We start from the raw sequence: 23,632 nt of genomic DNA on the forward strand, positions 1-23,632 counted from the left end.
AGTTGAACCAGTTGCAGCAATTTCATGACCCCAGCGTATCTCTCGCAAAGAGAAACAGGTAAATGGTAGAAACACTATGGAAGAGAAGATAGCGATTGATAATACCAATTGAACCAAGTCAAAAAATTGCACCAGTCAAGTTCACCTCAGTGTAAGCCATATTGGAAAGATTTAGATAATCCTTATACGTGGATAAAATTATGTAGTTTCACTATCCTGTCCTTTACTTTAACGAATAGTATCCTTTATGCGCGCGTGCTCTACACATGGCTTCGACTTCCCCAATATTAGAACCCGCAACTATAGGCCTTCCGAGTTAGTCATGATATGTTCATATCAATTTATTAATGTAACGTACCTACTTAGCAAAAAAAAGGCATCCCTAAGCCTAGTCAGCCTTGGGTTGCCTTTTTACATACGTATTAGTTATCCATTAATGTCCCATCATCATCGCTGCATCTGCCTTCTGACCTTCTCCAGTGGAGGAATCAGTTGAGGAAAGCTTCGGCTTACGCAGGATAATACTCATCAACACACCTAGCACAGCAATACAGCCAGACAAGAAGAATACATCATCAAAGCCTAGTACTGCAGCTGTCAAAGGATTACTTCCCGCTTTCAAAGCTCCCATGTGAACAGTGATTTGACTTGTCAGATAACCCGTCAAACCTGCTACAGCAAAGGCCACCACCACCTGTTGTGCAGCCGCTGTAAGCGATGTGACACGGCTCACTAATTCACGCGGCGCTGCATTCAGAACATGTGTATTGAGTGGCATCATCGCTATACCCATTCCAAATCCTAATAACGCAAGATACAGCATAATTAAATTAAGACTAGTATTTATCGTGATCCCTGATAACAGGAATAAGGTAATCGTAATGATGCTTAGACCCACAAAGGCCAACGGACGGGCTCCCACTTTATCAAATAATTTTCCACCCAGCGGCATGCCGATTACACAAGCTAAAGCTTGTGGTAGCAGAATTAGTCCCGTCTCTAGTGGTGTATAAGCCCGAATCTGCTGTAAGTATAGCGGCACGAACAGCATGGAACCAAACAATGCTGCTTGCATGACCCATGTTAGAATAATGCCGCGGGTGAAATCTGAGGAACGGAAGACACGTAGATCCAGCAAAGGTTGCTTATGGCGCAGCTCAACGATTATAAAAAGAAGTAACGCAACGCCCCCAACAGATAACCCGAGGATTGCTGGGGTCGATGACCAACTATTCCCCCCACCTTCATTTACTCCATAAGCCAGCATGGAGAACGCAATCGGAGCCAGGATAATACCTAGTATATCGAGGTTTCCTTTACTGATCTTCTCTGACTTAGGTAGATACTTAACACCAAGAATAATACCAACAATCCCAATCGGCACGTTAATCAAAAAGATCCAATGCCAGCTAACATATTCCACAAGCCATCCGGATAATATTGGTCCAAGTGCAGGAGCTAGCAGCATGGGAATTCCAAGCATCCCCATAATCGACCCTCTTCTTTCTACCGGAGCTAATTTAAAGACCATTGCCATCCCTATAGGAGCAACCATCCCCCCACCAAGTCCTTGAATTACACGAAAAATAACAAGCTGTGTTGAAGTTTGAGCCACTGAACATAACATGGAGCCGAGAATAAACAACGTGAGCGTCACCAGAAACACCTGTTTTGACCCGAAGCGGTCAGTCATCCACCCAGCGAGCGGAATTACAGCAGCTAAAGCTAACGTGTAACCTGTGATCGCCCATTGAATCGTTTGGAGATCGGAGCCAAAATAGTCCACCAGTTTTGGTATTGCCACATTCACGACGGTTCCATCCAGAATAACCATAATCATTCCGACGATAATTGCAAGAAGCGGGGGGAGGATAGCTCTTAGTGAGAATGGCCGTTCTTCTGTCGGGCTACTCTGCGTAATTGATTTTGTCATCCAGTACTCCACTCTTTTCTCTAATTTAGTTAAATACTTTAACGATTATTTCAAATTTTAATTTACCTTCGATGAACGTGAAAGTCAACAAATAAAACCCTTTTTTACAATAAAAATACATTGCATTTACGTTCATCTCAGAATGTTTTATTAAAACCAAAAACAGACTATACGTGGTCCCCATAAGAAGTTACTTCCTAAGGAACGCGCGTATAGCCTGCTGTGCCTAAAACTGTATCACTAAAGTTCTTAGATTAAATTGATGGCAGGTTTCCCTTTAATTCAATAATCTTACCAGATTTATTGAGAACAAACTCAAGGGATGCCTCTGTTTCAGCAAAGCCAAGTAAACATTTTATCGAAACCTGATCTTCTTTTTGACTACTTTCAGTAGACTTTATTCCATGGTAAGTACCAGCTCTTGCAGTAAAATCAGCCCAATACTTCTGCAAACCCGTAACGGAAAGCGAACGCTTCATTTCATCGCTAAAGAATCGATTCTCTAATTCTTGAAATTGTCCAGTGCTCAGCAGTCCAGCTATCACACTTGCTGTGACCTCGGGCGCATAAACTTCCACTAGTCTAGCTTCGGCATCATAGGCAGTCACTAGTCCTAAACTTGTGAAAAAAGAAAGTGGAACGTATAAGTGTTCCTTTTTAAACACAACTTCATCTTTAAAAACTCTTTTCTCTGTATCATTTATGGTAATATGGTCGTCTCCTACCTTATAATCAATCTTTTCTTTGACTCCACTTAATGTGATGGTACCTGAGTTTTTTTGATAAGCCACTTTGTATTTCAAGGCATTTGATGCTTCTCTAAGCGGGATCATGACCGTAGAACCGCTAGGATAAGGCGAATACGGTTCTGTGCTTAAAACTTGTCCATTCAAAATCAACCTGACATCGCTAGACTCAGCCCAGACCGTAGAAGAGGCAAGACTTCCAAATCCATTAGCTATCAAAAGCACACCTAACACAACAACAGCCGCGATTTTGTTTATCACCTCAAAACCTCCTTTTTTATGCCTACTATTATTATATTCGTTTCCAGCCTAAGCTAATCCTCTGATCATCAAACTCCATACAAAAAAAAGAAGCAGTTCAACATTAAGTTAAATCGCTTCTTAATTAGGTTATTCACCGCTGTCTGTGGACATAAGAGGTTGAGTTTCCTTAGACTGATAATTACGAGTTTACAGTTTCATCAAGAAATTTTTCTATTACAGGTGTCAATTTGTTATTCGTGGAATTAAGTAATTGAAGCAGCTTTTCTAAAATCGAAAGAATTCTAGTATCAGCTTTGCTATCTTTTAGTGCATTCTCATACGCCTTTTTTACTTCTGGTTTAATTACTTGCTCATCATAGTCATACGCAGGTGTATTACTTGTTCCATATAATAATCGTGAGGTCACAAAAAGTAGCTCTTTTTGAATAACAGCAGACCGGTTGGAAGCAGGATAGCTCGTAACAAAATCCTCTATTGCAAGCGCCCTTCTCGTTAACTCGGTCCAACTAATCACAATCGCTGCATCAGATACACTCGGTTGATTAGATTCGGTGGTCATGATGTCAATGTAAGCTGCTATGTCCTTCGTAACATTCGGCTTAAAAGTCTTAAAGCCCTCATAATGCATTACCGGATAGTACATGCCCTCACTGGTCTCCAGCTTATATCCCTTATCTCGACCTTCCATTAATACAGAGCGAATTTTAGAATCTTTTATCGTGTTAAGGAGAGTCGTATAGGTTAGACTTTTACTTTTGCTATAAGCACTGTTTATCGCTTTCTGGACATTCTCTGGAAAAACCTTTTCTGAGTATACAGGTAAATATGCCTTCTGTGCATTTTCAAGCTGAAGTGTCATCTGCGTCGCCGTCCAGTTATCCACTTCTTTGATATGGTTAATCAAGTAATTACGTGCGTTAGCAAGAGAGGTGGGGTTCTGTACATACTGCTGGAATTGATTATAGGCGCTTGGAGAATCTTTTGCAGTTGCGGCAGATACAGTACCTGTTGTATGTATACTCCCGAACCCTCCCATAGAGCCTAGAGCAATGGTAAAACTTATCAAGCCTGCTTTTTTCCATCCCATAAAAAGACCTCCCTTAAGTATTCATACTTCATAATTAGACATACAAGAAGATCCTGAATCTAACCCAGCACAGTACAATCTTGGACGCCTCCAATATCCTTCCTACGATAAATGCCCATCAAAAGTCCAATCGCAGCATATTCAAACCACACATGACTCCCATAACTCAGGAAAGGAAATGGAATAGAGGTCAGCATCATTCCCCCACTCAAAACAGCAAGGCCGTAGGCCAGTCTTATAGCAAGTAAAAATGCCAAACCAACAACTAGTGCCTGTCCATAAGATTCACGAATTGCTCGTACCGTTGAAAGAAGCTTAATAAAAAAACAGGCTACAACAGCTACCAGAACCAACCCGCCCGCCCAACCAAAACAATGGATAAGATAAATCGGCAACAGATCTGAGTAGACATACGGGAGCTTCTGTTCCACTGATCCGAATCCGTGACCCCACCAACCTGCTGAATTAATAACTTCACGCATTACTTGGTATATATACCCATAACCTTCTGGATCTGAAGATGGATTTAAAGCACTTATGAATCTAGCCATTAGATAGTCACTCTTTAAGCTGAAAATTAGTCCAGCTATTATAAGGAGCCCAAATAACATGGCACTCTTTTTCCATTCACGAGTAATCCATACATACAATACTAATGAAGAGAGAAGATACACCACTAACTCTGGAAGAGATTTTAAAAAGATAAGCAACAAAGCGGGTACTAACAAAATACCTATGTCAAGCAACCCACTTCGCCAAGTTTTACTTTTAGTTACTTTCCTGCGATTTACTAGAATCCCTGTTAATGCAACCATCAAAACATAGGGACGATAGGTAGTCATGTCAGGTAAAATAGTAAATATTTGAGGACCATAATTCACTCCATTTACTGTTACACCCCAGAACATACTTGTCAAAATCCCCGCTAAAGTTAGTCCATATAATACCCATGATAGACCCTTCAGCTTTCTGAAATCAATGAAATACAATCCAAACATTAAAACAATTCCAATGAGTATATTTATGGACTGGCGTTTAAGCGCATTATCTAAAAAAGCACCTTTAGCAATATCACTATAGCCTACATCCACCGAGCCCATTCCAATTAAACTGATCGCGGATAACAAAGCTACAACTCCAAACAATCCCCAAGGTACACGTGGCTTATGTATTTGATGAAGCTCTTTTCCTAAAACCTGTGGGTTCCCCATTTGTGTGATTGCCCAAGCTATTGCTTCATCCTGTGGTGCGCCGGTCGCTTCTTTTTCACAAATTAAATCTTCCAGGTGACTAGCTAATTCTTGGCGTATCTCTGAGTGAGCTTTTTTCGCTTTAATCTCTGCACATACTTCATCCAAAAATTGCTGCTGCCTCTCTTTCATCATACACTACCCTCTCCCAGAACAGAGTCAACTGCACCTTTGAAAACAAGCCACTCCGCCCTTTTCTCCTTGAGCTTCTCTTTCCCTTCATCCAGTATTCTATAGTATTTACGCTTCCTTCCGTCTACCTCCATCCAGTAAGCTTCTACCCAACGCTCGCTTTCCATTGCATGCAAAATCGGATATAAGGTTCCTTCTTTTAACGAAAAAACACCCTGTGATCTCAGCTCCAGCGCTTTGATCAGCTCATAACCATATAATGGCTTCTCCAGCAAAAGAGTCAAAACCAATGTACCCGTACTGCCCTTCAGCATTTCTTTACTTACTTTCAATGGTTTGCACCTCCTAATCTATTAATTTCAATGACTAATATCTGAAAAACATGAATTTTATCTTTTCTTTTATACCTAGGATAACTATACATCGTAAATCTATGTATGTAAAGTTCCCGATAACACTTGCCCTATTTAAGAAGGTCCATAATCAATTCCAAAAAAAAGAAGCAGTTCAATGTGATATTGAATCGCTTCTTCCAATTAGGTTATTCTATTTTGAAATCAAATGATTATTTTGAATTTACGGTTTCCTTTAGAAATTTCTCTACTTCAGGTGTGAATTTATTATGTGTAGAGTCAAGTAATTTCAGCAGTTTTTCTAAAATTGTAACGATCCTACTATCTCCTGTGGCATTCTTCACCGCGGCTTCATATGCTTGTCTAACTTCTGGTTCGATTACTAGTTTATCATCAGTGTTGCTTGCTCCATATAATAAAAAAGCGGTCGCATCTTGGAGTTGTTGTTTAATAGCAGAAGTCCGGTTTGAAGAAGGATATTTCGTCACAAAATCCTCCATCGTAAGTACTCTGTTCGTTAGCTCTGACCAGCTAATCGCAACTGCCCCATCCGATACACTCGGTTGATTGGTCTCAGTAGCCATGATATCAATGTAAGCAGCGATGTCTTTCGATATATAAGGCTTAAATATCTTGAAACTCTCATAATTCATGGTTGGATAATACATACCCTCACTGGTCATTATTTGATAACCCTTATTCGAGCCCTCAATTAATACGCTGGATATTTTGGAATCTTTGATCGCATTGAGTAGATCAGTATACTTAAGACTTTTGCTTTTAATATAGACACTATTTATCGCTTTCTGAACATTATCCGGATAAACTTTTTCTGAGTATACACGCAAGTGTGCGTTCTGTGCATTCTCAAGCTGTAGCGTCATCATTGTCGCTGTCGAGGTATCCACTTCATCGATATGGTTAATCAAATAATTGCGTGCATGTGCAAGTGATGCCGGCTTCTGTACATACTGTTGAAATAACTTATATACACTTGTGGATTCTTTCGATGTTGCGGCAGCTACAGTGTTTGTATGTATGCTCCCAAAACCACCCACAGAACCTAGTGCAATAGCAACGCTTAATAATCCAACTTTTTTCCAATTCATTTTAAGATCTCCTTACGTCATTTTTTTATGTAATTATACAAAATAATTAGAAATTACGAGTATCAATAGTGTAACTTACTCGACATCTATTCTTCATTTTTCTTAAAGTAAATTCTTTCACATAGTTACTATGCAAAGCTCCCACAAGCAAAATAAAAATCCCCTCCGATCAACAGTGGGTTGTCCATAAGTTCATGAACTTTAACCACTGTCTAGCGTAAGGGGATTATACAAAATGTTACCTTATAGTAATCTTTTTTTGTACGATAATCTTATTTATTAATGCATTGGAGTATTCATTTTATGATCTACAACTACTCTTTTTACGAAGAAAGCAAGAATTAGACCCACAATAGCCATGCTCATTCCGAAAATAAATGCATTTTGTACACCTTGCGTGAACGCAGGCAACAAATTAGCTGGATCTGCAGGATCGGCCACAGTCTTCATATAACTCTTAGAACCTGCGGACATAATGCTAACAGCTAATGCAGTACCGATCGCACCAGCGACCTGCTGCAATGTATTCATAATCGCTGTACCATCTGGATATAGTTCTAGCGGCAACTGGTTAATACCGTTGGTTTGTGCAGGCATAAATACCATCGACACACCGATCATAAGTGTACTGTGAAGTACGATTACGAATACGACCGTAGAAGCTACAGTAATACTGGAGAAGAACCACAAAGCTGCGGCTGCAATAACAAGACCCGGGATAACGAGCCATTTCGGACCGTATTTATCAAACATACGACCCATGATTGGGGACATCAACCCGTTAATAATCCCCCCTGGAAGCAATAGCAAGCCCGCTTTGAACGCCGTATATCCTTGACCTTGTTGAAGATACATCGGAAGAATCAACATGGAGGATAGGATAACCATCATACAGATAAATACCATCGCTACACCAATGGAGAACATTGGATATTTAAAAGCACGCAAATTAATCATCGGCTGCTTCATCTTCATTTGGCGCAATCCGAACAATAAGAGTGATACAACACCTACTACTATGGCTATGATCACTTTTGGACTTCCCCAACCGGCTTCTTCGCCGGCGCTACTGAAACCAAACACGATACCACCAAACCCGATTGATGATAACACTATGGAGAGGATATCGATCTTCGGCTTCGTAACCTTCGTCACATTTTGCATGAAGAGGATTCCGAAGATCAAGGCGATCACTAGGAATGGCAGTGACAACCAGAAGATCCAGTGCCAGCTAAGACTTTCAATTAGAAGTCCTGCAATAGTTGGTCCGATCGCTGGTGCTACCATGATAACTAAACCAATCATTCCCATCGCGGCACCCCGTTTTTCAGGAGCAATGATGATAAGAATGGTATTAAACATTAGTGGTAATAAGAGTGCTGTACCCATTGCTTGTACCACACGTGCTGTAAGTAGGAACTCAAAATTAGGTGACACTGCCGCTAGAAACGTTCCAAGTATCGAAAAACATAACGCAGCAACAAATAGCTGTCTAGTCGAGAACCACTGAAGCAGCATACCCGAAATCGGAACTAGAATTCCCAGTGTAAGCAGATAAGCTGTCGTCAACCATTGTGCTGTTGCTGGAGTAATTGATAGGACATTCATAAGATCGCTTAAAGCTACATTTAGTGCTGTTTCACTGAACATTCCGATAAATCCTGCAAGTAATAATGAGACTAGAATCGGAATCGTTTTAAACTTCTTTACTTCTTTTTGTTGATTTCCTTGCATTGTTGCGTCCACTCTTAATCCCCCTGATGATCTGTCTATTAGTCTGTTTCTAGCCAAGTATTGCTGGGATAATCTTCGCCGCCGCGAGAAGCGGTTGTTCATCCCGAAAAGTCAGCGTCTGAAGTAGCGCGCCTTCAAATAAAGAGACAATAACTGAAGCCTTATCGCATGCAGTCTTGTCCTCCACCCCTTCTTCCAGAAGGCGTTTCTTGATCACATCTTGCAAGTCCATAAACACAGATTTACATGCAGTCCGCAGCTCCTCACTAATACAAGAGGTCTCCGCCGCTAACCAAAAACTGAACGGAACAATCCCCTCGAATGAGGATTCCACAGCATTCATAGCCATTCCAAGAATGAAATCCTCCATCGCTTCAGCCGCATTATCACAACTCTCCACATGATACTTAAGCTTCTGAGCAACAACTTCACTAGTCCGGTTAATGCATGTTAAAGCCAGCTCTTCTTTGCCGTGGGGGAAATAATAATAAAGAGATCCCTTCGGAGAATCGCTATCTTTTATAATCTGATTTAGTCCTGTTGCATGATATCCCTGAGAAAAAAATAATTTCGAAGCGGTGTCCAGAATCGCCTCACGCGTATTCGGCTTGTTCGACAAGCTGACACTTCCTTTGCATTATAACAATTGGTCTACATAATAAAACCATATTTTTAAGAGATATGTCAACATATAAATTACTTAAATTAAAAGTAATTCGATGGAAAATAATAGGATCGAACTCTATCCGCTCAGCACATTATGTCCAGCCCCCCCATCGGACTCAGATGCAGCTATTGGTGCCAAAACAGGCGTTTTGACACATTTTCGGACCTGAGCGACGCTATTTCACTCAAACGGGGCAGTTTTCATCCATTTTTATGCACATAGCTGCATTGGGGTCCGATAATCCTTCAAAAGGTTACTTTTCGAGTATATAAGGTCCCTGGAGTCCGATAGCTCCTAATTTCGCACGTACTCTTACACCGCATTTACTTATACATCCATATTCACCTTCATTTGGTCTCGCACTAGCACCACACTTAATCCTGCACTTGTATTTTCCCATGTACCTCACCTGCTCTACACATACTCTCACACTTTCATTTACCTATCGGACTCAGATGCAGCTATTGGTGCCGAAACAGGCGTTTTGACATATTTTCGGACCTGAGTGACGCTATTTCACTCACACGGGGCTGCTTTTGTCCATTTTTGTGCACATAGCTGCATTGGGCTCCGATAATCCTTCAAAAGGTTAGTTTTCGAGTAAATAAGGTCCATGGAGTCCGATAGCTCCCCATCCGCTCAATTTACTATGACCTCCATCCTTATTCACACAGCACATGATGCACTTTTCTCCTTCGCTCAGCACATTATTGCTGTCACTCCATCTCTCCGGTAATTCTACTCAGCTATCCTCAATAGTTCAGCTCACATTTACCACTCCACCAGCTAGAAATTATCTACTTCCCAATCCCACAGTCTCAGCGTATACTATAATTATTCCAATGAGAAAGGTGTGAATAAAATGCAGGACGTACCCAAAGGAATTCCACGACCATTAGTAAAGACAAATCAGGCGTTCATCGTCGTTTCCGTAATATTAACATGGCTAACAGGACAGCACTGGATCCTTGCGCTGCCCTTGTTTGCCGGATTGCTTGGACTCTTGTTCGGCTATAATCCCATCATTAAGCTGGCTGCTAAGTTTCTCACGAAAGAGCGTTCCCACTATGTACACGAAGACTGGTCACAACAGCAGTTTAACCAAACCATTGCTGTCTTCTGCCTCGCAGGTGGTCTGATCAGCTTCATCGCGGGCTGGACGATTGCTGCCTATATTTTCACAGCGTTAGTTGCAGTAGCAGCCACTGTAGCGATTCTTGGTTTTTGCATCGGATGTTTTATTCATTATCAATGGAGAATGTACAACTACAGACGTAAACAGAGCACAAATTAAATCGACAATCCCTTACCCTTAATCCCGTTCTTCTCCAACTACATCCCATCGATGACGAAATTTTAATAGCCTAGGATGTAGTGTTGAAGGCGCAGATGGCACCAATAAGCGAACTTTTACAATCCACTCTTCAAAAGAGGAATAAGACGCAAACTGATTCGCCACCTCAGGCGTTAGATACAGAAAGATCGGCGAAGGATAGATCTCAGCAAGATGCCGAAGCGCAGAATCGAGCGGAGTATACTTCTTTCGCTTCCCCTCCAAACTCTCTACCGTGACAAAGCTACGTCCTTGCTCCCTTTTCCATTCATGCAGCCGGTCCTCACGCTTATAATAAGCGCTCACCGGCTCTTTGGTCATCCGTCTCACCGTTTCTTCGTGTAGTGGATACAGCACCAGCTTAGTGAAACGCCGATCTGCTGCCGTTTTTGCCGCGACTTCAAGCTCCTGATCGGTTATATGTTCAAAAGAATCGTAAAACACTAACGTCCCTTTACGTTGTTCAACTGGCGGCTCATAGCCGTATGGTACATGCTGAATGTCTTTTTTCAATGAGATCCCTCCTGCTTGTTCTTTTCATAAATTATATCATGCGACAGCTGCAGGGCTATCATTCAAATCTATGTCTTATATTATGAAAAAAAACGAGCTGATCGCCCGTCTTCGTTGAAATACTATACTGTTTAATACTATTCGACTACACTGTCTTTTCTTCAACCAATTAGCGAAAGCAAAAAAGGCGCTCTACGATGTGAAGCTCACAGCAAGTCTCAATTATTTTTCTTCTGAATAAACGGGGATAGCTTGGAAGCCAACGTCTCCAGATTTCTGGATTGGATCAAGACTGTTCCTCGGCCCGTAAATTCGTTAACTAATCCCTCGCCTGTTTTGAAGCCGATGACACCTGATGCTGCTTTGATACTATAATCTAGCGTGTTCTCCCATGCGATTACATGACTATTGTCAACGGTGAATGGCTTCTGACCGTCTAATGTAAGCTCAATAATATCCCCGTAGCCATTGATCAGCATCGTGCCTTCGCCAGCTGTTTCCATAACGTACAGGCCCCCAGTACCAGCAAAGACCGCTTTAGCCACATGCTGTTTCACCATTGTATACGATACAGTGGCATTACAGGCTAAAAATGCACCTGTATTCAGTCTCCACTGCTTAGTACCAATGGACAGCTCTCTGATCTGGCCTGGCGTGGAAGGCGCTACTGCGATCTCTGCTTGATCGGAACGTCCAGTAACGTCTGTTATAAAGATACTTTCACCACTTGTAATGGATCGCCCTAACGCGCCAAGAGCCCCTTTAAGACCTGACTTCCCATTGCTGTTCATCTTGCCTTCTAATTCAACATCACCGTTATGGTAAAGCATTGATCCATTTTCAATATGGATTTGTTCATTTTGGCTTAGCGAAATAATCGCCACTGGATAAGCATCACTAGGTGTAATCTTAAATTTCATCAAGATAACCCTCCTTTTTAGCTGATAGATTTCTGTAATTCTATTGTTTATTAACTATGTTCATTATATCACGTACTTACTCATTTCAAAAAAAGGTATTCTTAAGACGAACTGTTGATGAAATCCTGAACTTTTGAAATCAGTGTTGGATAAATCAAAGGATAAGTCAACTCTGTTGGTATCTCGGTGAATCCTCTGATTTCTGCCATCTCATATGGTGGGAGCTCAGCGAATTGTTCCACATCTGCGAAATACAGCTTCCCAAAACTTCCAGGTGCATCATCAATAATAACCGTATATACAGCTATTGGAATAATAGAAAATTGCTCCGCTCCTGTTTCCTCATATAATTCTCTGGCAGCAGCCTGTTCCGGTGTCTCGCCAACTTCTATATGTCCTCCGGCAAACTCCCACGTCGAACGATCCTGATGCCTTGCTAAGATCCATTCTTCACCATGCTTAGGCATAATAACTACATATTCCAAATCGACTTCTTTTTCCTTGTCCAGCGTAAATAAGCTAACCTGCATTTAGCATCCTCCGCCTTTCACGCGATTCAATCAATCCCTGCTCTATCCCAAGCTAATTTAAATTCTGCTACATTCCGATACCGCTGTTCCCGCTCCGGGCTGACAGCCCGTAAAGCAACATCGAAGTGCGCTTGGCTGGCTTCCCATTTTGCAAACGATCGGTCGGAGGCTCCTCCTAAAAGAACAAATGCCGTAGCGCCCATAGTGAATACATTAGTAACTTCATCAATTGGTGCACCTAAGATAAATTCTTCCGGTGACTTGAATCTGGATGAGCCCCAGAAGTTCTCTCCGAGATCATTTACAGTAGGCTTAGGCCGATAAAAATCAATATCACAAATCCTTGTGTCATCATTCGTAAAATCATACAGAATACTTCCATCATAAAAATCCACAGCTACATAGCCTTGCAACTCAACGTGCTCATGAAACGAAAAGATTACGTCTATGGATGCTAAACGCTTTTCAACGGATAATTGCTTATATCGATAAAAAGGAGACTCCGGATGACTCAGCTTAGCTTCACCCGCAAAAAGCCAATGCGAATGTAAACATTCACCTGCAAACCATTCAAACACCGCTGCATAACCGGAGCCAACCTTAAAATGTGACCTCAGATTGATCAGTGCCTCAGATTCAAGCTCGTTATACAAAGGAATAGCTTCAATTAAACGGTTAACAGCATCCAAGGGGTTGCCATCGTAAGTCAAAGGCTTCGCTCCAGCAAATTTCACAAAATACTTCTGACCCGCCTTTTCCACACCAAAAGAAAGATTTCCGGAGTCCTGCTGATCAAACACTTTGAACACCCTACCAAGCTTAGATAACCACACAAAATCACAAGCTTCCTGCAACTGAAAAGTTACCTCATCGATTTCATATGTATAATATTTTTTGCTCAAATTAACCTCCGCATTTGCTAATCTAAGTTAGCTCTATTTTCATAAAGATACCGGCGATGATTGATTCTTGTGGACCGGTTCTTTTGACAATTTCAAATGGCTTAAACCCTAACCTGGAGTACAATAGTATCCCTCCTTGTTCTTGTTGGTAATATAAGTTGGCGTATCCAATGACCTGTTCATGTTCATTACCTTGCTCGATATTTAATCACTAGAATAATAACCAGCAACACAACACATAAAGACATCGTATTCGTAATCAAAAAAGCTAAACCTACACCCGTAACCGCCAAACTGATCGCATAAGCTTCCATAAGACTAATCCCGAGCAGCATAAGCAAATACGACTTCAGATTTAAATCGGCTACGGATTTTGATTTGAGAATTTGAATAATCTGAGGAATCCATCCCAAAGACAGGATCACTCCACCTATTAATTGCATAACAGCAAACATAAGAGCACCTCCACGGATTTTATTACTGTTGTATTCCGGGCGGCTCATTCTTGTTCCAATCCATGTCAAAATAACAAAAAACAATAAGGAGCGACAGTTACTCTGCTTCGTGAAGCTTACTATATGCATAAGAGGCAGCACCTATTGTTCCAGCCCAGCTCCCTAGGTTCGCTTGAACAATTTTACACTTACTGCTAGATAGCTTCAGCGCATGTTGATTCACAGTCTCTCTGACAGGTTGAAGTAGTTTATCTCCCGCCGCTGCCATCCCCCCACCTACAATAATTAGATCAGGGTTGAGAATATTCACTACATTCGCTAATCCAAATCCAAGTATAGTTGCAGTCTCTTGCATTACCTCTATAGCGAGGGCGTCTCCAAGTTCATAGGCTTCAGATATCATTAACGCGGTAATTTGCTCTTCTTGATGATTGGTCCAGGCTTGAATAATACTTGTTCGGTCTTCTTTCAGCTTCTCTTTAAAAGTATTCACCATGCCAATCGCAGACACATATCGACCCAAGCAACCTGAGCTTCCACATTTGCAGGGACGTCCGTTCCTGTACATATTCATATGCCCAATTTCACCAGCGCCATAGGACGTACCGTAGATTACTTTTCCGTCGTTCACGATACCCGATCCCAATCCTGTTCCCAAGGTAATCAGAACCAGATTGTTGTAGCCTTTTCCCGCACCTTGCTGCCATTCACCATAAAGATTAACCCTTACATCGTTATCAATAAATACAGGAAAGTCATAGAATGATTTCATTTCAGCTACGACATGTACGTTCTCCCAATCCGGAAAATTCGGCGAGAAAAAAGAAATCCCAGCAACCGGATCTAACAATCCGGGTACTCCGATTCCCATACCTACTACTAAATCTAATGAAATATTCGCTTCGACCGTAATCAAACGGACAGCTTCTATAATCCGTCCTAGCACATGTGATGGACCTTTAGCAGCCTCTGTTGGCGTAGATATTACTTTTACAGCTATAAAATCGGTATCGTAAATTCCTGCTTTGATATTCGTTCCACCGAGATCAATCCCTATAATGTAGCGTTTCATAAGAACCTCCAGAATTAGAAAGAAACTTCACCTTTCATTATGAACGTCTGAAGGCCGAAACTATAGAGTGAACTTACAAGTAATATGATAAAATCCCAACCTTTTTATTATTACAAATGACTTCTTCTAACAGTGGCTTCGGTTTCGGCTAACATCAGTCTGTTCACGCCCATCTTCATCTGGTTCTCAGAGAGATTAGAATACCCAAGTAGAAATACTGGCCCCTTAGGTTTACTACCCACAAAATAAGACGATGCAGGATATACTCGAACTCCGTAACGAAGTGCCACTTCAGCAATGCGATTCTCTTCGGCATCCGATTCCAGCTCTATCAGTAAATGTAGTCCAGCTTCCTCGCCATAATAACGAACACGACTTCCAAACTCAGTATTTAAGCTAGATATGAGACATGCTCTACGAGAAGCATACAGCTTTCCCATCTGAGTAACATGCCTTGCATAATGACCATTCTGAATAAATTCCGCTAAAGCTTCCTGATCCAAAGCAGAAGTCATACGATCCGTAATCCACTTGACGGCCAAAAAAGGTTGAATCAAAGCCGGAGGCAATACAACATAACCTATCCGCAGAGAAGGAAATAGTACTTTACTAAAGCTGCCTACATATATTACTCTTCCCTCTACATCTAGCCCAGCAAGCGCGGACAGCTTCGGACCCTCATACCTGTATTCACTGTCATAATCGTCTTCAATAATAAAAGCATGATTGGCTTTGGCCCAATCCAGCAACTGAACTCTTCGTTTCAAGGACAACGTCATCCCATAAGGGAATTGGTGGGAGGGAGTGACATAGACTAACTTTGGTGATTTTTTAAGATTACCTTCTATGCCTTTATTACTGCTTGTTTGGATTTCTTCCACACAGATGCCATCTTGATCTACCTTAACAGGGATGACCTCTGCACCAGCAAAAGAAAAAATTTCACGCACAACGCTATGTGATGGATCCTCAACAATGACACGATCACCTTTATATAAGAAAATCCTCGATAAAATATCCAGAGCTTGCGTAGCTCCAGAGGTAATCACGATTTGCTCCGGAACAACGGGCATGGATCGTGTGGAACGTAATAAACGTGCAATCTCACGGCGTAATCCCAGTGAACCTTCCGCAGGACCGTAACCCAAAGTATCCGGTGAGGCGCGGCGGCAAGCATTCATTAGAGCTTTTTGCCACTGATCCATAGGAAACGCGTCCCAAGCAGGCACACCATGCCGAAAATCACAGAATACAGGGTTCAAACTATCAACATCTTTTGTGGAAGGAGGATTAAGCGTAAGGAAATCAGGTCCTTTTGTAATGAAATTGTAAGGGCTCTCATAATCCTTTGTAGCTTTCTTCTCCGTGGTTAACTCCGCAATAAACGTTCCCGCTCCTTTTCGCATCTCCAGATAGCCTTCTGCCTGAAGGAGCTCATAGGATTGAAGGACCACACTTCTGGATACGCCAAGCTGATTGGCTAAAGTTCTAGACGGAGGCAGGGGGTCTCCCCCGCTTAAAGCTCCTGAATGGATAGCATTTCGAACTTGCTCGTAAATTTGACGATTTAACGGGATCTGTCGTTCTTTATCGAGTGTGATCAGCAAATCATGCTTCATAAGAGGTCCTCCCTTTCTGTTCCGACTTTTGTTTTAAAAATACATAGTAAGCATTTTTACGAGTAGTGCTGCGGAAACAGAGCCTAGAATCACGAGGAGCAGCGGAATTTTTCTAATTAATACCAGTATAACAGCGACAGTCCCTGATGCGATACCCACAAGATTAACATCTGGGTCCACCTGAATGATTCCAGGTACCGTTAGCGCACTAAGAACCGCTATGGGCAAATACTCAAGTAGCCCTTGAACTTTGGAAGATTCATTCTTATGTTTCGTAAGCAACAAAGGCACAAAACGAAATAAAAATGTAATAACAGCCATCCCTATAATGATTAATATAGTCATACGGATACCTCTTTCTCCGCTTTGACTCGCGCTCTAAATAAGGAGCCCACTGCCATACCGATTAACATAGCTATTAGGATCGAAGAGTTTCCTAGAAAGGGGTGCAATAGCCATGATGATCCTGCAGCTGATATACATATAGCCATGTTCCGTAAGCTGCCTTTCAATTGTGGTACAACAAGTGCAATTAGCAAGGCATATAATGACGTGTTTAGTGCCGGTAAATATAAAGCTGGAATATAAGAAGCAAGCATTATCCCCAAAGTCGTAGCTATCAGGTTAGCGACATAGGGAGGGATCTGAAGGCCCAGCAGATATGGAAGTTCTAATGGCTGGTTAGTTTTTTCATTCTCCGATTTAGGATTTGGTAACTCTCGGGGGATCATGCTAACAGCATATACCTCTTCTGTTAAACTAAAGCCAATCCAAGTTCTCGCAAGGGTACTTATATTACGATTTAGCTGCCCTCCAAAGGATAAGCTAATAAACAAATATCTTAGGTTAATGATCAGGATAAGCAGTAAAATCACCGGAGCAGCAGCTCCTGCGGCAAGCATTTTCACACCGATAAATTGACTAGCCCCTGCAAATACAAGCGCTGACAATAAGAATACTTCCAGACTACCCAGACCAAGACCCTTACCGACCAATCCAAACGTAAAGCAAGCAGGGATAAACCCTGCAACTATTGCGACAGAATCCTTAAACCCTCGTCTAAACATCATTCTCTGATCATTCATTGGTCTAACTCTCCCATCTCTTTATTCATAGAGAGAGCATACCTGTGTGTCGCTCAGGTGAGAATAACCAGATTGGTGTGTATGTACCATACCAATTTCTGTGCTCATAAAAAAAGACCACCCTCTTAGAGGGCGATCTTTAATGAAGGCTTAAACCTCCAGTGGACTTTCAACAATCTCATTAATTTCCTGTACAATCTGCGATTTAATCTGAGCCACTCGTTCAAAATCTACGGTTGAAGTATAGATTTGCTTTAACGCATTTAGGAATACCTTTGCGTCTGTCAGATGTTGTGTGGATTGTTTCATGGTGCTAGAGTATCGTTCTTTAATGCCTGCTATAGCTTCAGAATATTCTTCATCTGTACCGGGCTGTATACAGCGGGAATACATATCGACGATCTCGTCAGTGGCGCGATCTGGGTAGTATTCATGTGGAGCCGTGCTATCAAAAATAGCAAATTCGAGCTCACGTACAATAATCATATCTAGGCTATTTGGATCGAAGCCACAGTGATAAATTTCAACATCGAAGCCACGCTTTATGCCCTCAGCCGCTATTTTTTTTAACAGTGTAGATTTACCGGAGCCCGCACGTCCTTTAACCAGATATCTTTTTAAGCCTGCGGTTAGATTAGGGACAAAATCCACAGCACCCTTAGGCGTTGCTGCACCTAAAAAACGGTGATCTACCCGGTTGGATTTTTCAAATTTCTGATCTCCGTACAGAAGCTGAATATATTCCTGTGTCAGCTCATCGGCTGCTTGGAAATTCATTTTTGCGATATAAATCGCTTCCCATTCATCATGAATGCGAAGTGCTTCAGCAAAGCCAGCATAAGCCAATTCATGCTCTTGCTTGATGGCTCCGACTAAATTATCAATTTCCAGCTTGTGCTGGCTTAACTGGAACTGATCGGCGGCCTGCTCCAAATCCACGAACACGATGGATTCTTCAGGCAGTTCAGGGTTTATTATACGCGGAGCTGTTCCATCCACAATTGCTACATTTAATTTGGGAATAATCACTCCGTCGAATGAATCATTATCTGACGCAGTGTGGATGAACCAGATCTCAAGGCCTTGTTGATTCAGATGCTCTCCGATTTCTCTAATCAGTTTGGTCTGCCCCGTACCTGGGCCTCCTTTTAAAACATACAGACGAGTTAAATTTTGTAATGACGACTCATAGAGGCTGTAAAAGCCGTGAGCCGTATTGCCGCCAGCAAAGAAATTGAGGATTGTTCCGTTCATAATCGCACACCTTTCCGGGCTAATGTCATGGGTCATATTTCATCGTATTATGGTTCGCTGGGAAAGGTGACACTTGGAGTAAGTTGTATCTTACTTTACGAAACGATCCATAAATCTCTTAATGACAGGGACATCTGGAGGAGATAACTCACTGGGCAATTCTCCATATATTTAAGTTCGCACATGTTAATAATGGGTTTTTGATTAGTGCTCAATCGTGATACTGCCTCCGATAGGTACATTGAATTCTTCAAGTTGATTAATAACTGTATTTCTATATACTTTATCCCCAAAACAGTCCTTAACTATAACATTGTAATTAGTGGGAACTATATTATTAATAATAATAGTATCACGGTAACTACCATTGAATACTACGACATCTTTTCCAGCGATATCTACAATATTAATAGGCGGGAGGAGAAAAACAAATTTCTTATCGGCTCCTTCAACAAGCATTGAGGTGTTGGCTGGATTTAACGGAATACGAAAATTTTTGAATGTCTCCAGATTTTCTTTGTAAAAAGAATTATAGTACTTTATCACTTTTTTGATTTCTTCAGACAACTTAGAGAAATTCACTCCATACGCAGGAACACCGGCCGCAAGCATCTTTATAATCGTACAAGCAACGTCTTCTTTTGTGTCATTTACTGTAAAAGATTGATAATCATTTAATGCATAGGGGGTGTATGACTGGACATGAAGGGTTCGTTGATAATTAGTTTCTAAATCAAATGGCGCATCCCCTGCTCTCATTAGATTGCCATACCTCATATTAAAAAGTGTTCCGTAATTTTGTTTTAACTCAACAATATAGTCAGGATTTTTAACTTTGGTTTTTTCTTCAATGCGCGCAAAAGTTTTTTCAAGTCCTTGAATCATGGATTGAGTATCATGATTGTGATTGGGGTTTTGACATTCAATATCGGGTACCCAATTAAATAAATCATACTTCGCACCATCAAAACCCCATTTATCCATCAGCTTTAAACAAATTTCAGCCATGATTTCACGGCCTTCTGGGCTTTGAAAGCAATAGGAATAATACTGCGGTTCATTAAGATAAGGCTCTCCATTAGCATCGGCAATAAGATAGTTTTTGTTTTCTTGATATGCTTTTGATTTAAGAGCTACCGCGTGAGGTGCACACCAAATAATAAGTCTGGCTCCAATGTCATGGGCTATAGCAACTAATAGATTCATATCGGGTATTTTTTGCGGATCGGGCTCCCAATCACCAATGTCCATATCAATAGAATAGTCACTATCCAAGCCATTACCGTACCATCCGTCATCAATAATAAAATTATTTATACCGAGTTCTACACCTGATTTTATGTTCGATAAAAGCATTTCCGTATTAATATCCTTACTGTCCCAATCGACCCATGAACACCACATAGGTTCCAACGCCTTCTCCAGATACTGCTCTTTAATCGTATACTTTTGACGTTGCTGATCAGCAAAATCGCGTTGAACAAGTAACCAAGGTTTGCTTTCTCCAGCATATGAAGTATAATGAAACACCTTTTCGCTATAGACAGAGGATTTAATGGGATATATATCATTTCCTCTTACAATGTCAAGTATAATATTGCCTGTATGCACATTGAGTGCCCGGTTAGATTCGGGTTCTATGATCATAAATTGGGTTTCAATATTTTGTCCGATCACGCCTACTGCATTTCCCACACTTCCATCATTATTCAAAAACATAAAAAGCGGAATTTTTATATCTCCTATATTTGAAGTGAATTCACGGCTATTTCTCCAAAAATCGATTAAGCTCATATAACGAAGGAACCATCGACCACTGTCAGGTGCTATAACTTTAGAATAGTTGCGCATCTCAAAGGTAAACCGATAACGTATTTCCTTAATCCAGTCTAATGTATCTTTAGTTGAAACCACTATATCATTCTCATCATTTTTTCCTATGTTTATGTTCAAGTATTCATTGTCAAAATCGTATGGTCTACCAAATGATAGATTATCAAACTTAATTTTCCTACCGGATCCTAATGAAACTGTGATGGCATAGCTTTCTTTCATGATTTACTCCTCCTTGTTTTTACTTTCTTTGGTCACTAATATTGCATAAACTCTTAATTGTTTGTACGAGAGAAAATCGATTCAACTTGGTCAATAATTGATGAATAGTTACCATCTGACTTAACACTATTTTGGATGATATTAAATTTAAGAGGTTGATCATAAAAAATAAAAATATTGTCGCCTAATGTGATCGCTTCAAGCATGTCATGAGTTACAACCAATGCAGTGAATTTGCGTTCTTTATGCAGTTCTAGAAATAAATTTTGCATTTCATGTCTGTTTTGGTAGTCTAAAGCTCCGAATGCTTCATCCAATATGATCAAATCAGGACTAGTTAATAGTATCCTTAACAAGGCGATACGTTGGTTCATCCCGCCAGATAATTCATTTGGATAACAATTCTCCACCTCACTAAGTCCTACTTTTGCAAGGTATTCCCGAATTACAGCTTTTGGATCTTCAAAATAATTCCTACATGCAAATAATATATTTTGCATGATTGTTTTCCATGGGAACAGAACATTATTCTGAAACAAAATACCAATTTTACAATTGGGGGCAAGATAGATTTCTCCACCATCATAATTTTCAAAACCCGCAATCATGTTTAGCAGGGTGGTTTTCCCACAACCAGAACTACCAATAATACTGCTAATTTTCCCCTTCTCAATGTACAAATCTAAATTGTCGCAAATAATGACCTTTTCTCCATTAGGACGTGTAAACGTTTTTGATAAGTTTTTTATTTCTACGCAGTTTTTACTGTTATTACACATTGTCATTACCTCTCACATCCGGATAGAAAAGTAATTAACTTTTCTGAGCAGCCATGTAGAGAATGCTCCCAACCCTCCGATAATAAACATACACATCACCACACCGGACATATTTAAAAGTGTATAATTCACCCATGTAAGATACCCGATGCCAGATTGCCCGCTGATCATCTCTGCAACAACTACGCCTAACCAAGAACCACTCATCCCAAGTAATAATCCTGTAAAGATATTAGGAAAGGTAGCAGGGATCATAACTTCAGTAATATAGACCCATCTGGTAACATGAAATGATTTTGAAATCTTGATGTAGTTTTCGTTTATATTCCCTAATCCTTCAACGGAATTGATAAGTATCGGAAAGAAAGCTCCAATAAATGTGATAAAAAGCATACTGGAATTGATGGACTGGAAAAGGACAATTGATATTGGAACCCAAGCAACATTTGGTATAGGTCGGATAAATTCAAAAACCGGATAGATATAATGACGCACAAGTCGGTTTTCGGTAATCAATATCGCGAAAGGAATGGCTAAAATAACAGCACAGATAAATCCAGAGTATACTCTTCCTAGTGTGATTAATATATTTCCGTAAATCTCTAAATCAGAGAATACGGATACGCATTCATGAATGATATCTTGAATACTAGGTATGTAGGAAAAGGTTACAAGGAACTTCCAATCAATGATTTTTAGGACAGATATGATTAGAAGAAAAATTGCGAATGATGCCAAAATTCTAAATAAATTGACTAAGAAGCTAACATTTCTTTCACTTCTATAATTCATATCAATTTTTCCCCTTCACGGTATTTAAATAGGCTTCAACCGGGAAATCTTTTAGTAATCCTAATTCATATAGAAATTCATAATTATTTTTGAGCGTATCTCTATTTGAGGAGGTAATCTCCATCTCCCAGTCAATGTTTTTTAAGACGCTAGCGATGACTTCGGGTGGAAAACCGCTTTCTCGACTGATGATTGAAACGCTTTCATCAGGATTTTTTCTTAAAAACTCATGTGATTCTTTGATACTCTCCAAAAATAATGAAGTATAATCACTGTTTTTTTTCGCCCAGTCGTCGTCAATCATAATTCCTGCCAAATAATCATTTCCCGTCACTTCTCCATCAATCAATTTAATCATTTGGTCATTTTGCATCAAATAAGATGGATATGGCTCCCATGCGGCCAATGCCTCAATTTTACCTGTTGTGATCATATTGTAAGCCGTTGGTATATCTTGATTGATGATCTCTACTTTATCTAGCAAATCATTTTGCGAGAGAATATCTAATAGCATTTTATGTGTACTTGAAGCTATCGGTACTGATACGGTTCTACCCACCAAGTCAAAAATATCGTTTATTCCTGAATCTTGACTGACAAGTATGCTTTGGTTTTTTCCACCTACCCCCTTTCCATCTATAGCGAGTAGTCTGGAGTTATACTCTTCGTGTAAGTAGCCATTATATAGATTTATGATACTGGGCATGTCGCCCATATATCCGATTTGGTATTTATGAGCCAACATGTTGTTGTTAATAACAGAGCCTGAAACCTCGTCATGCCATTGTATATTAAAATCTATATATGGGTATCTGACCTTTAATTTTCTTTCAAATAATTGTTGCTCTTTAATAATTAGTGCCCCCCAGGTCTGAGCAGTTATACTTTGAAACCCGATGTCTATAGTCACTTTTCCATTTGACGAGGGAGTTATAAAAACGGAAGCAGCTAAAGTAACCATAACTAAAACAGCACATATTGAAAAAAATTTATGTTTTCTTGCGTGTTTCTCCCTCACACATCCACCTTCCCCCTTGACTGTAAAGCA

General features: G+C 40.6%; 23 protein-coding genes. 1 reads left to right on the top strand and 22 read right to left on the bottom strand.

The window, feature by feature from the left end:
- Nucleotides 1-433: 433 nt before the first annotated feature.
- From NSS67_RS19910 to NSS67_RS19945, 8 genes are all read right to left on the bottom strand, one after another.
- Nucleotides 434-1,933 (bottom strand): DHA2 family efflux MFS transporter permease subunit, encoded by a 1,500-nt coding sequence (locus NSS67_RS19910; protein ID WP_339315321.1) that lies wholly within the window; start codon nucleotides 1,931-1,933, stop codon nucleotides 434-436.
- 254 nt (nucleotides 1,934-2,187) lie between these two features.
- Entirely contained in the window at nucleotides 2,188-2,940 is a 753-nt protein-coding gene (locus NSS67_RS19915) for a stalk domain-containing protein (protein ID WP_339315322.1), read from the bottom strand.
- A 181-nt stretch (nucleotides 2,941-3,121) separates the two neighbouring features.
- On the bottom strand, nucleotides 3,122-4,030 hold the full coding sequence (locus NSS67_RS19920) for a hypothetical protein (RefSeq protein WP_339315323.1): 909 nt from the start codon (nucleotides 4,028-4,030) through the stop codon (nucleotides 3,122-3,124).
- 59 nt (nucleotides 4,031-4,089) lie between these two features.
- Nucleotides 4,090-5,415 carry an FtsW/RodA/SpoVE family cell cycle protein gene (locus tag NSS67_RS19925; RefSeq protein ID WP_339315324.1) on the bottom strand — a complete coding sequence of 442 codons (1,326 nt, stop codon included), beginning with the start codon at nucleotides 5,413-5,415 and terminating at the stop codon, nucleotides 4,090-4,092.
- Nucleotides 5,412-5,744 (bottom strand): PadR family transcriptional regulator, encoded by a 333-nt coding sequence (locus NSS67_RS19930; RefSeq protein WP_339315325.1) that lies wholly within the window; start codon nucleotides 5,742-5,744, stop codon nucleotides 5,412-5,414. Before NSS67_RS19930 ends, NSS67_RS19925 begins: the two co-directional genes overlap by 4 nt.
- Before the next feature lie 233 nt (nucleotides 5,745-5,977).
- The gene (locus NSS67_RS19935; RefSeq protein ID WP_339315326.1) at nucleotides 5,978-6,874 is read right to left on the bottom strand and encodes a hypothetical protein; all 897 of its coding nucleotides are present in this window, start codon (nucleotides 6,872-6,874) and stop codon (nucleotides 5,978-5,980) included.
- Between the two features lie 279 nt (nucleotides 6,875-7,153).
- A complete protein-coding gene (locus NSS67_RS19940) occupies nucleotides 7,154-8,608 on the bottom strand; it encodes a DHA2 family efflux MFS transporter permease subunit (RefSeq protein ID WP_339320642.1) in 1,455 nt (484 codons plus the stop codon).
- 49 nt (nucleotides 8,609-8,657) lie between these two features.
- Nucleotides 8,658-9,227 (bottom strand): TetR/AcrR family transcriptional regulator, encoded by a 570-nt coding sequence (locus NSS67_RS19945; RefSeq protein ID WP_339315327.1) that lies wholly within the window; start codon nucleotides 9,225-9,227, stop codon nucleotides 8,658-8,660.
- A 910-nt stretch (nucleotides 9,228-10,137) separates the two neighbouring features.
- On the opposite strand from NSS67_RS19945, the gene NSS67_RS19950 reads away from it, so the two are divergent.
- Entirely contained in the window at nucleotides 10,138-10,569 is a 432-nt protein-coding gene (locus NSS67_RS19950) for a DUF4395 domain-containing protein (RefSeq protein WP_339315328.1), read from the top strand.
- Between the two features lie 18 nt (nucleotides 10,570-10,587).
- On the opposite strand, the gene NSS67_RS19955 is transcribed toward NSS67_RS19950, so the two are convergent.
- The 14 genes from NSS67_RS19955 to NSS67_RS20020 all read right to left on the bottom strand — a co-directional run bounded on the left by NSS67_RS19955 (nucleotide 10,588) and on the right by NSS67_RS20020 (nucleotide 23,602).
- The gene (locus tag NSS67_RS19955; RefSeq protein ID WP_339315329.1) at nucleotides 10,588-11,121 is read right to left on the bottom strand and encodes a hypothetical protein; all 534 of its coding nucleotides are present in this window, start codon (nucleotides 11,119-11,121) and stop codon (nucleotides 10,588-10,590) included.
- A 218-nt stretch (nucleotides 11,122-11,339) separates the two neighbouring features.
- Nucleotides 11,340-12,041, bottom strand: a complete 702-nt coding sequence (locus NSS67_RS19960) for a TIGR00266 family protein (protein WP_339315330.1) — start codon at nucleotides 12,039-12,041, stop codon at nucleotides 11,340-11,342.
- Between the two features lie 101 nt (nucleotides 12,042-12,142).
- Complete coding sequence (locus NSS67_RS19965) at nucleotides 12,143-12,571, bottom strand: NUDIX domain-containing protein (protein WP_339315331.1); 429 nt, start codon at nucleotides 12,569-12,571, stop codon at nucleotides 12,143-12,145.
- Nucleotides 12,572-12,597: 26 nt separating this feature from the next.
- Entirely contained in the window at nucleotides 12,598-13,473 is an 876-nt protein-coding gene (locus NSS67_RS19970; RefSeq protein ID WP_339315332.1) for a serine/threonine protein kinase, read from the bottom strand.
- A 188-nt stretch (nucleotides 13,474-13,661) separates the two neighbouring features.
- Nucleotides 13,662-13,928 carry a PQ-loop domain-containing transporter gene (locus NSS67_RS19975; RefSeq protein ID WP_339315333.1) on the bottom strand — a complete coding sequence of 89 codons (267 nt, stop codon included), beginning with the start codon at nucleotides 13,926-13,928 and terminating at the stop codon, nucleotides 13,662-13,664.
- A 97-nt stretch (nucleotides 13,929-14,025) separates the two neighbouring features.
- On the bottom strand, nucleotides 14,026-15,000 hold the full coding sequence (locus tag NSS67_RS19980) for an ROK family protein (RefSeq protein WP_339315334.1): 975 nt from the start codon (nucleotides 14,998-15,000) through the stop codon (nucleotides 14,026-14,028).
- A 110-nt stretch (nucleotides 15,001-15,110) separates the two neighbouring features.
- A complete protein-coding gene (locus NSS67_RS19985) occupies nucleotides 15,111-16,619 on the bottom strand; it encodes a PLP-dependent aminotransferase family protein (protein ID WP_339315335.1) in 1,509 nt (502 codons plus the stop codon).
- A 33-nt stretch (nucleotides 16,620-16,652) separates the two neighbouring features.
- Nucleotides 16,653-16,964 (bottom strand): AzlD domain-containing protein, encoded by a 312-nt coding sequence (locus NSS67_RS19990; protein ID WP_339315336.1) that lies wholly within the window; start codon nucleotides 16,962-16,964, stop codon nucleotides 16,653-16,655.
- Complete coding sequence (locus NSS67_RS19995; protein ID WP_339315337.1) at nucleotides 16,961-17,704, bottom strand: AzlC family ABC transporter permease; 744 nt, start codon at nucleotides 17,702-17,704, stop codon at nucleotides 16,961-16,963. The genes NSS67_RS19990 and NSS67_RS19995 overlap by 4 nt, the downstream gene beginning before the upstream one ends.
- A 150-nt stretch (nucleotides 17,705-17,854) precedes the next feature.
- Nucleotides 17,855-18,958 (bottom strand): PRK06851 family protein, encoded by a 1,104-nt coding sequence (locus tag NSS67_RS20000; protein WP_339315338.1) that lies wholly within the window; start codon nucleotides 18,956-18,958, stop codon nucleotides 17,855-17,857.
- A 204-nt stretch (nucleotides 18,959-19,162) separates the two neighbouring features.
- Nucleotides 19,163-21,013 carry an alpha-galactosidase gene (locus NSS67_RS20005; protein ID WP_339315339.1) on the bottom strand — a complete coding sequence of 617 codons (1,851 nt, stop codon included), beginning with the start codon at nucleotides 21,011-21,013 and terminating at the stop codon, nucleotides 19,163-19,165.
- Between the two features lie 53 nt (nucleotides 21,014-21,066).
- Nucleotides 21,067-21,792 carry an ATP-binding cassette domain-containing protein gene (locus NSS67_RS20010; protein ID WP_339315340.1) on the bottom strand — a complete coding sequence of 242 codons (726 nt, stop codon included), beginning with the start codon at nucleotides 21,790-21,792 and terminating at the stop codon, nucleotides 21,067-21,069.
- A gap of 12 nt (nucleotides 21,793-21,804) precedes the next feature.
- Entirely contained in the window at nucleotides 21,805-22,584 is a 780-nt protein-coding gene (locus NSS67_RS20015) for an ABC transporter permease (RefSeq protein WP_339315341.1), read from the bottom strand.
- 1 nt (nucleotide 22,585) lies between these two features.
- Nucleotides 22,586-23,602: an ABC transporter substrate-binding protein gene (locus NSS67_RS20020; RefSeq protein WP_339315342.1), complete on the bottom strand. Its 1,017-nt coding sequence runs from the start codon at nucleotides 23,600-23,602 to the stop codon at nucleotides 22,586-22,588.
- Nucleotides 23,603-23,632 lie beyond the last annotated feature (30 nt).

Source organism: Paenibacillus sp. FSL R10-2734 (assembly GCF_037963865.1).
GTDB lineage: Bacteria > Bacillota > Bacilli > Paenibacillales > Paenibacillaceae > Paenibacillus_AQ.

Bases quoted from the DNA above. Each gene is read 5' to 3' on its own strand.
- NSS67_RS19910 (WP_339315321.1), bottom strand. From the start codon at position 1,933: ATGACAAAATCAATTACGCAGAGTAGCCCGACAGAAGAACGGCCATTC.
- NSS67_RS19920 (WP_339315323.1), bottom strand. From the start codon at position 4,030: ATGGGATGGAAAAAAGCAGGCTTGATAAGTTTTACCATTGCTCTAGGC.
- NSS67_RS19925 (WP_339315324.1), bottom strand. From the start codon at position 5,415: ATGATGAAAGAGAGGCAGCAGCAATTTTTGGATGAAGTATGTGCAGAG.
- NSS67_RS19935 (WP_339315326.1), bottom strand. From the start codon at position 6,874: ATGAATTGGAAAAAAGTTGGATTATTAAGCGTTGCTATTGCACTAGGT.
- NSS67_RS19940 (WP_339320642.1), bottom strand. From the start codon at position 8,608: ATGCAAGGAAATCAACAAAAAGAAGTAAAGAAGTTTAAAACGATTCCG.
- NSS67_RS19950 (WP_339315328.1), top strand. From the start codon at position 10,138: ATGCAGGACGTACCCAAAGGAATTCCACGACCATTAGTAAAGACAAAT.
- NSS67_RS19960 (WP_339315330.1), bottom strand. From the start codon at position 12,041: ATGAAATTTAAGATTACACCTAGTGATGCTTATCCAGTGGCGATTATT.
- NSS67_RS19965 (WP_339315331.1), bottom strand. From the start codon at position 12,571: ATGCAGGTTAGCTTATTTACGCTGGACAAGGAAAAAGAAGTCGATTTG.
- NSS67_RS19975 (WP_339315333.1), bottom strand. From the start codon at position 13,928: ATGTTTGCTGTTATGCAATTAATAGGTGGAGTGATCCTGTCTTTGGGA.
- NSS67_RS19980 (WP_339315334.1), bottom strand. From the start codon at position 15,000: ATGAAACGCTACATTATAGGGATTGATCTCGGTGGAACGAATATCAAA.
- NSS67_RS19985 (WP_339315335.1), bottom strand. From the start codon at position 16,619: ATGAAGCATGATTTGCTGATCACACTCGATAAAGAACGACAGATCCCG.
- NSS67_RS19990 (WP_339315336.1), bottom strand. From the start codon at position 16,964: ATGACTATATTAATCATTATAGGGATGGCTGTTATTACATTTTTATTT.
- NSS67_RS19995 (WP_339315337.1), bottom strand. From the start codon at position 17,704: ATGAATGATCAGAGAATGATGTTTAGACGAGGGTTTAAGGATTCTGTC.
- NSS67_RS20000 (WP_339315338.1), bottom strand. From the start codon at position 18,958: ATGAACGGAACAATCCTCAATTTCTTTGCTGGCGGCAATACGGCTCAC.
- NSS67_RS20005 (WP_339315339.1), bottom strand. From the start codon at position 21,013: ATGAAAGAAAGCTATGCCATCACAGTTTCATTAGGATCCGGTAGGAAA.
- NSS67_RS20010 (WP_339315340.1), bottom strand. From the start codon at position 21,792: ATGTGTAATAACAGTAAAAACTGCGTAGAAATAAAAAACTTATCAAAA.
- NSS67_RS20015 (WP_339315341.1), bottom strand. From the start codon at position 22,584: ATGAATTATAGAAGTGAAAGAAATGTTAGCTTCTTAGTCAATTTATTT.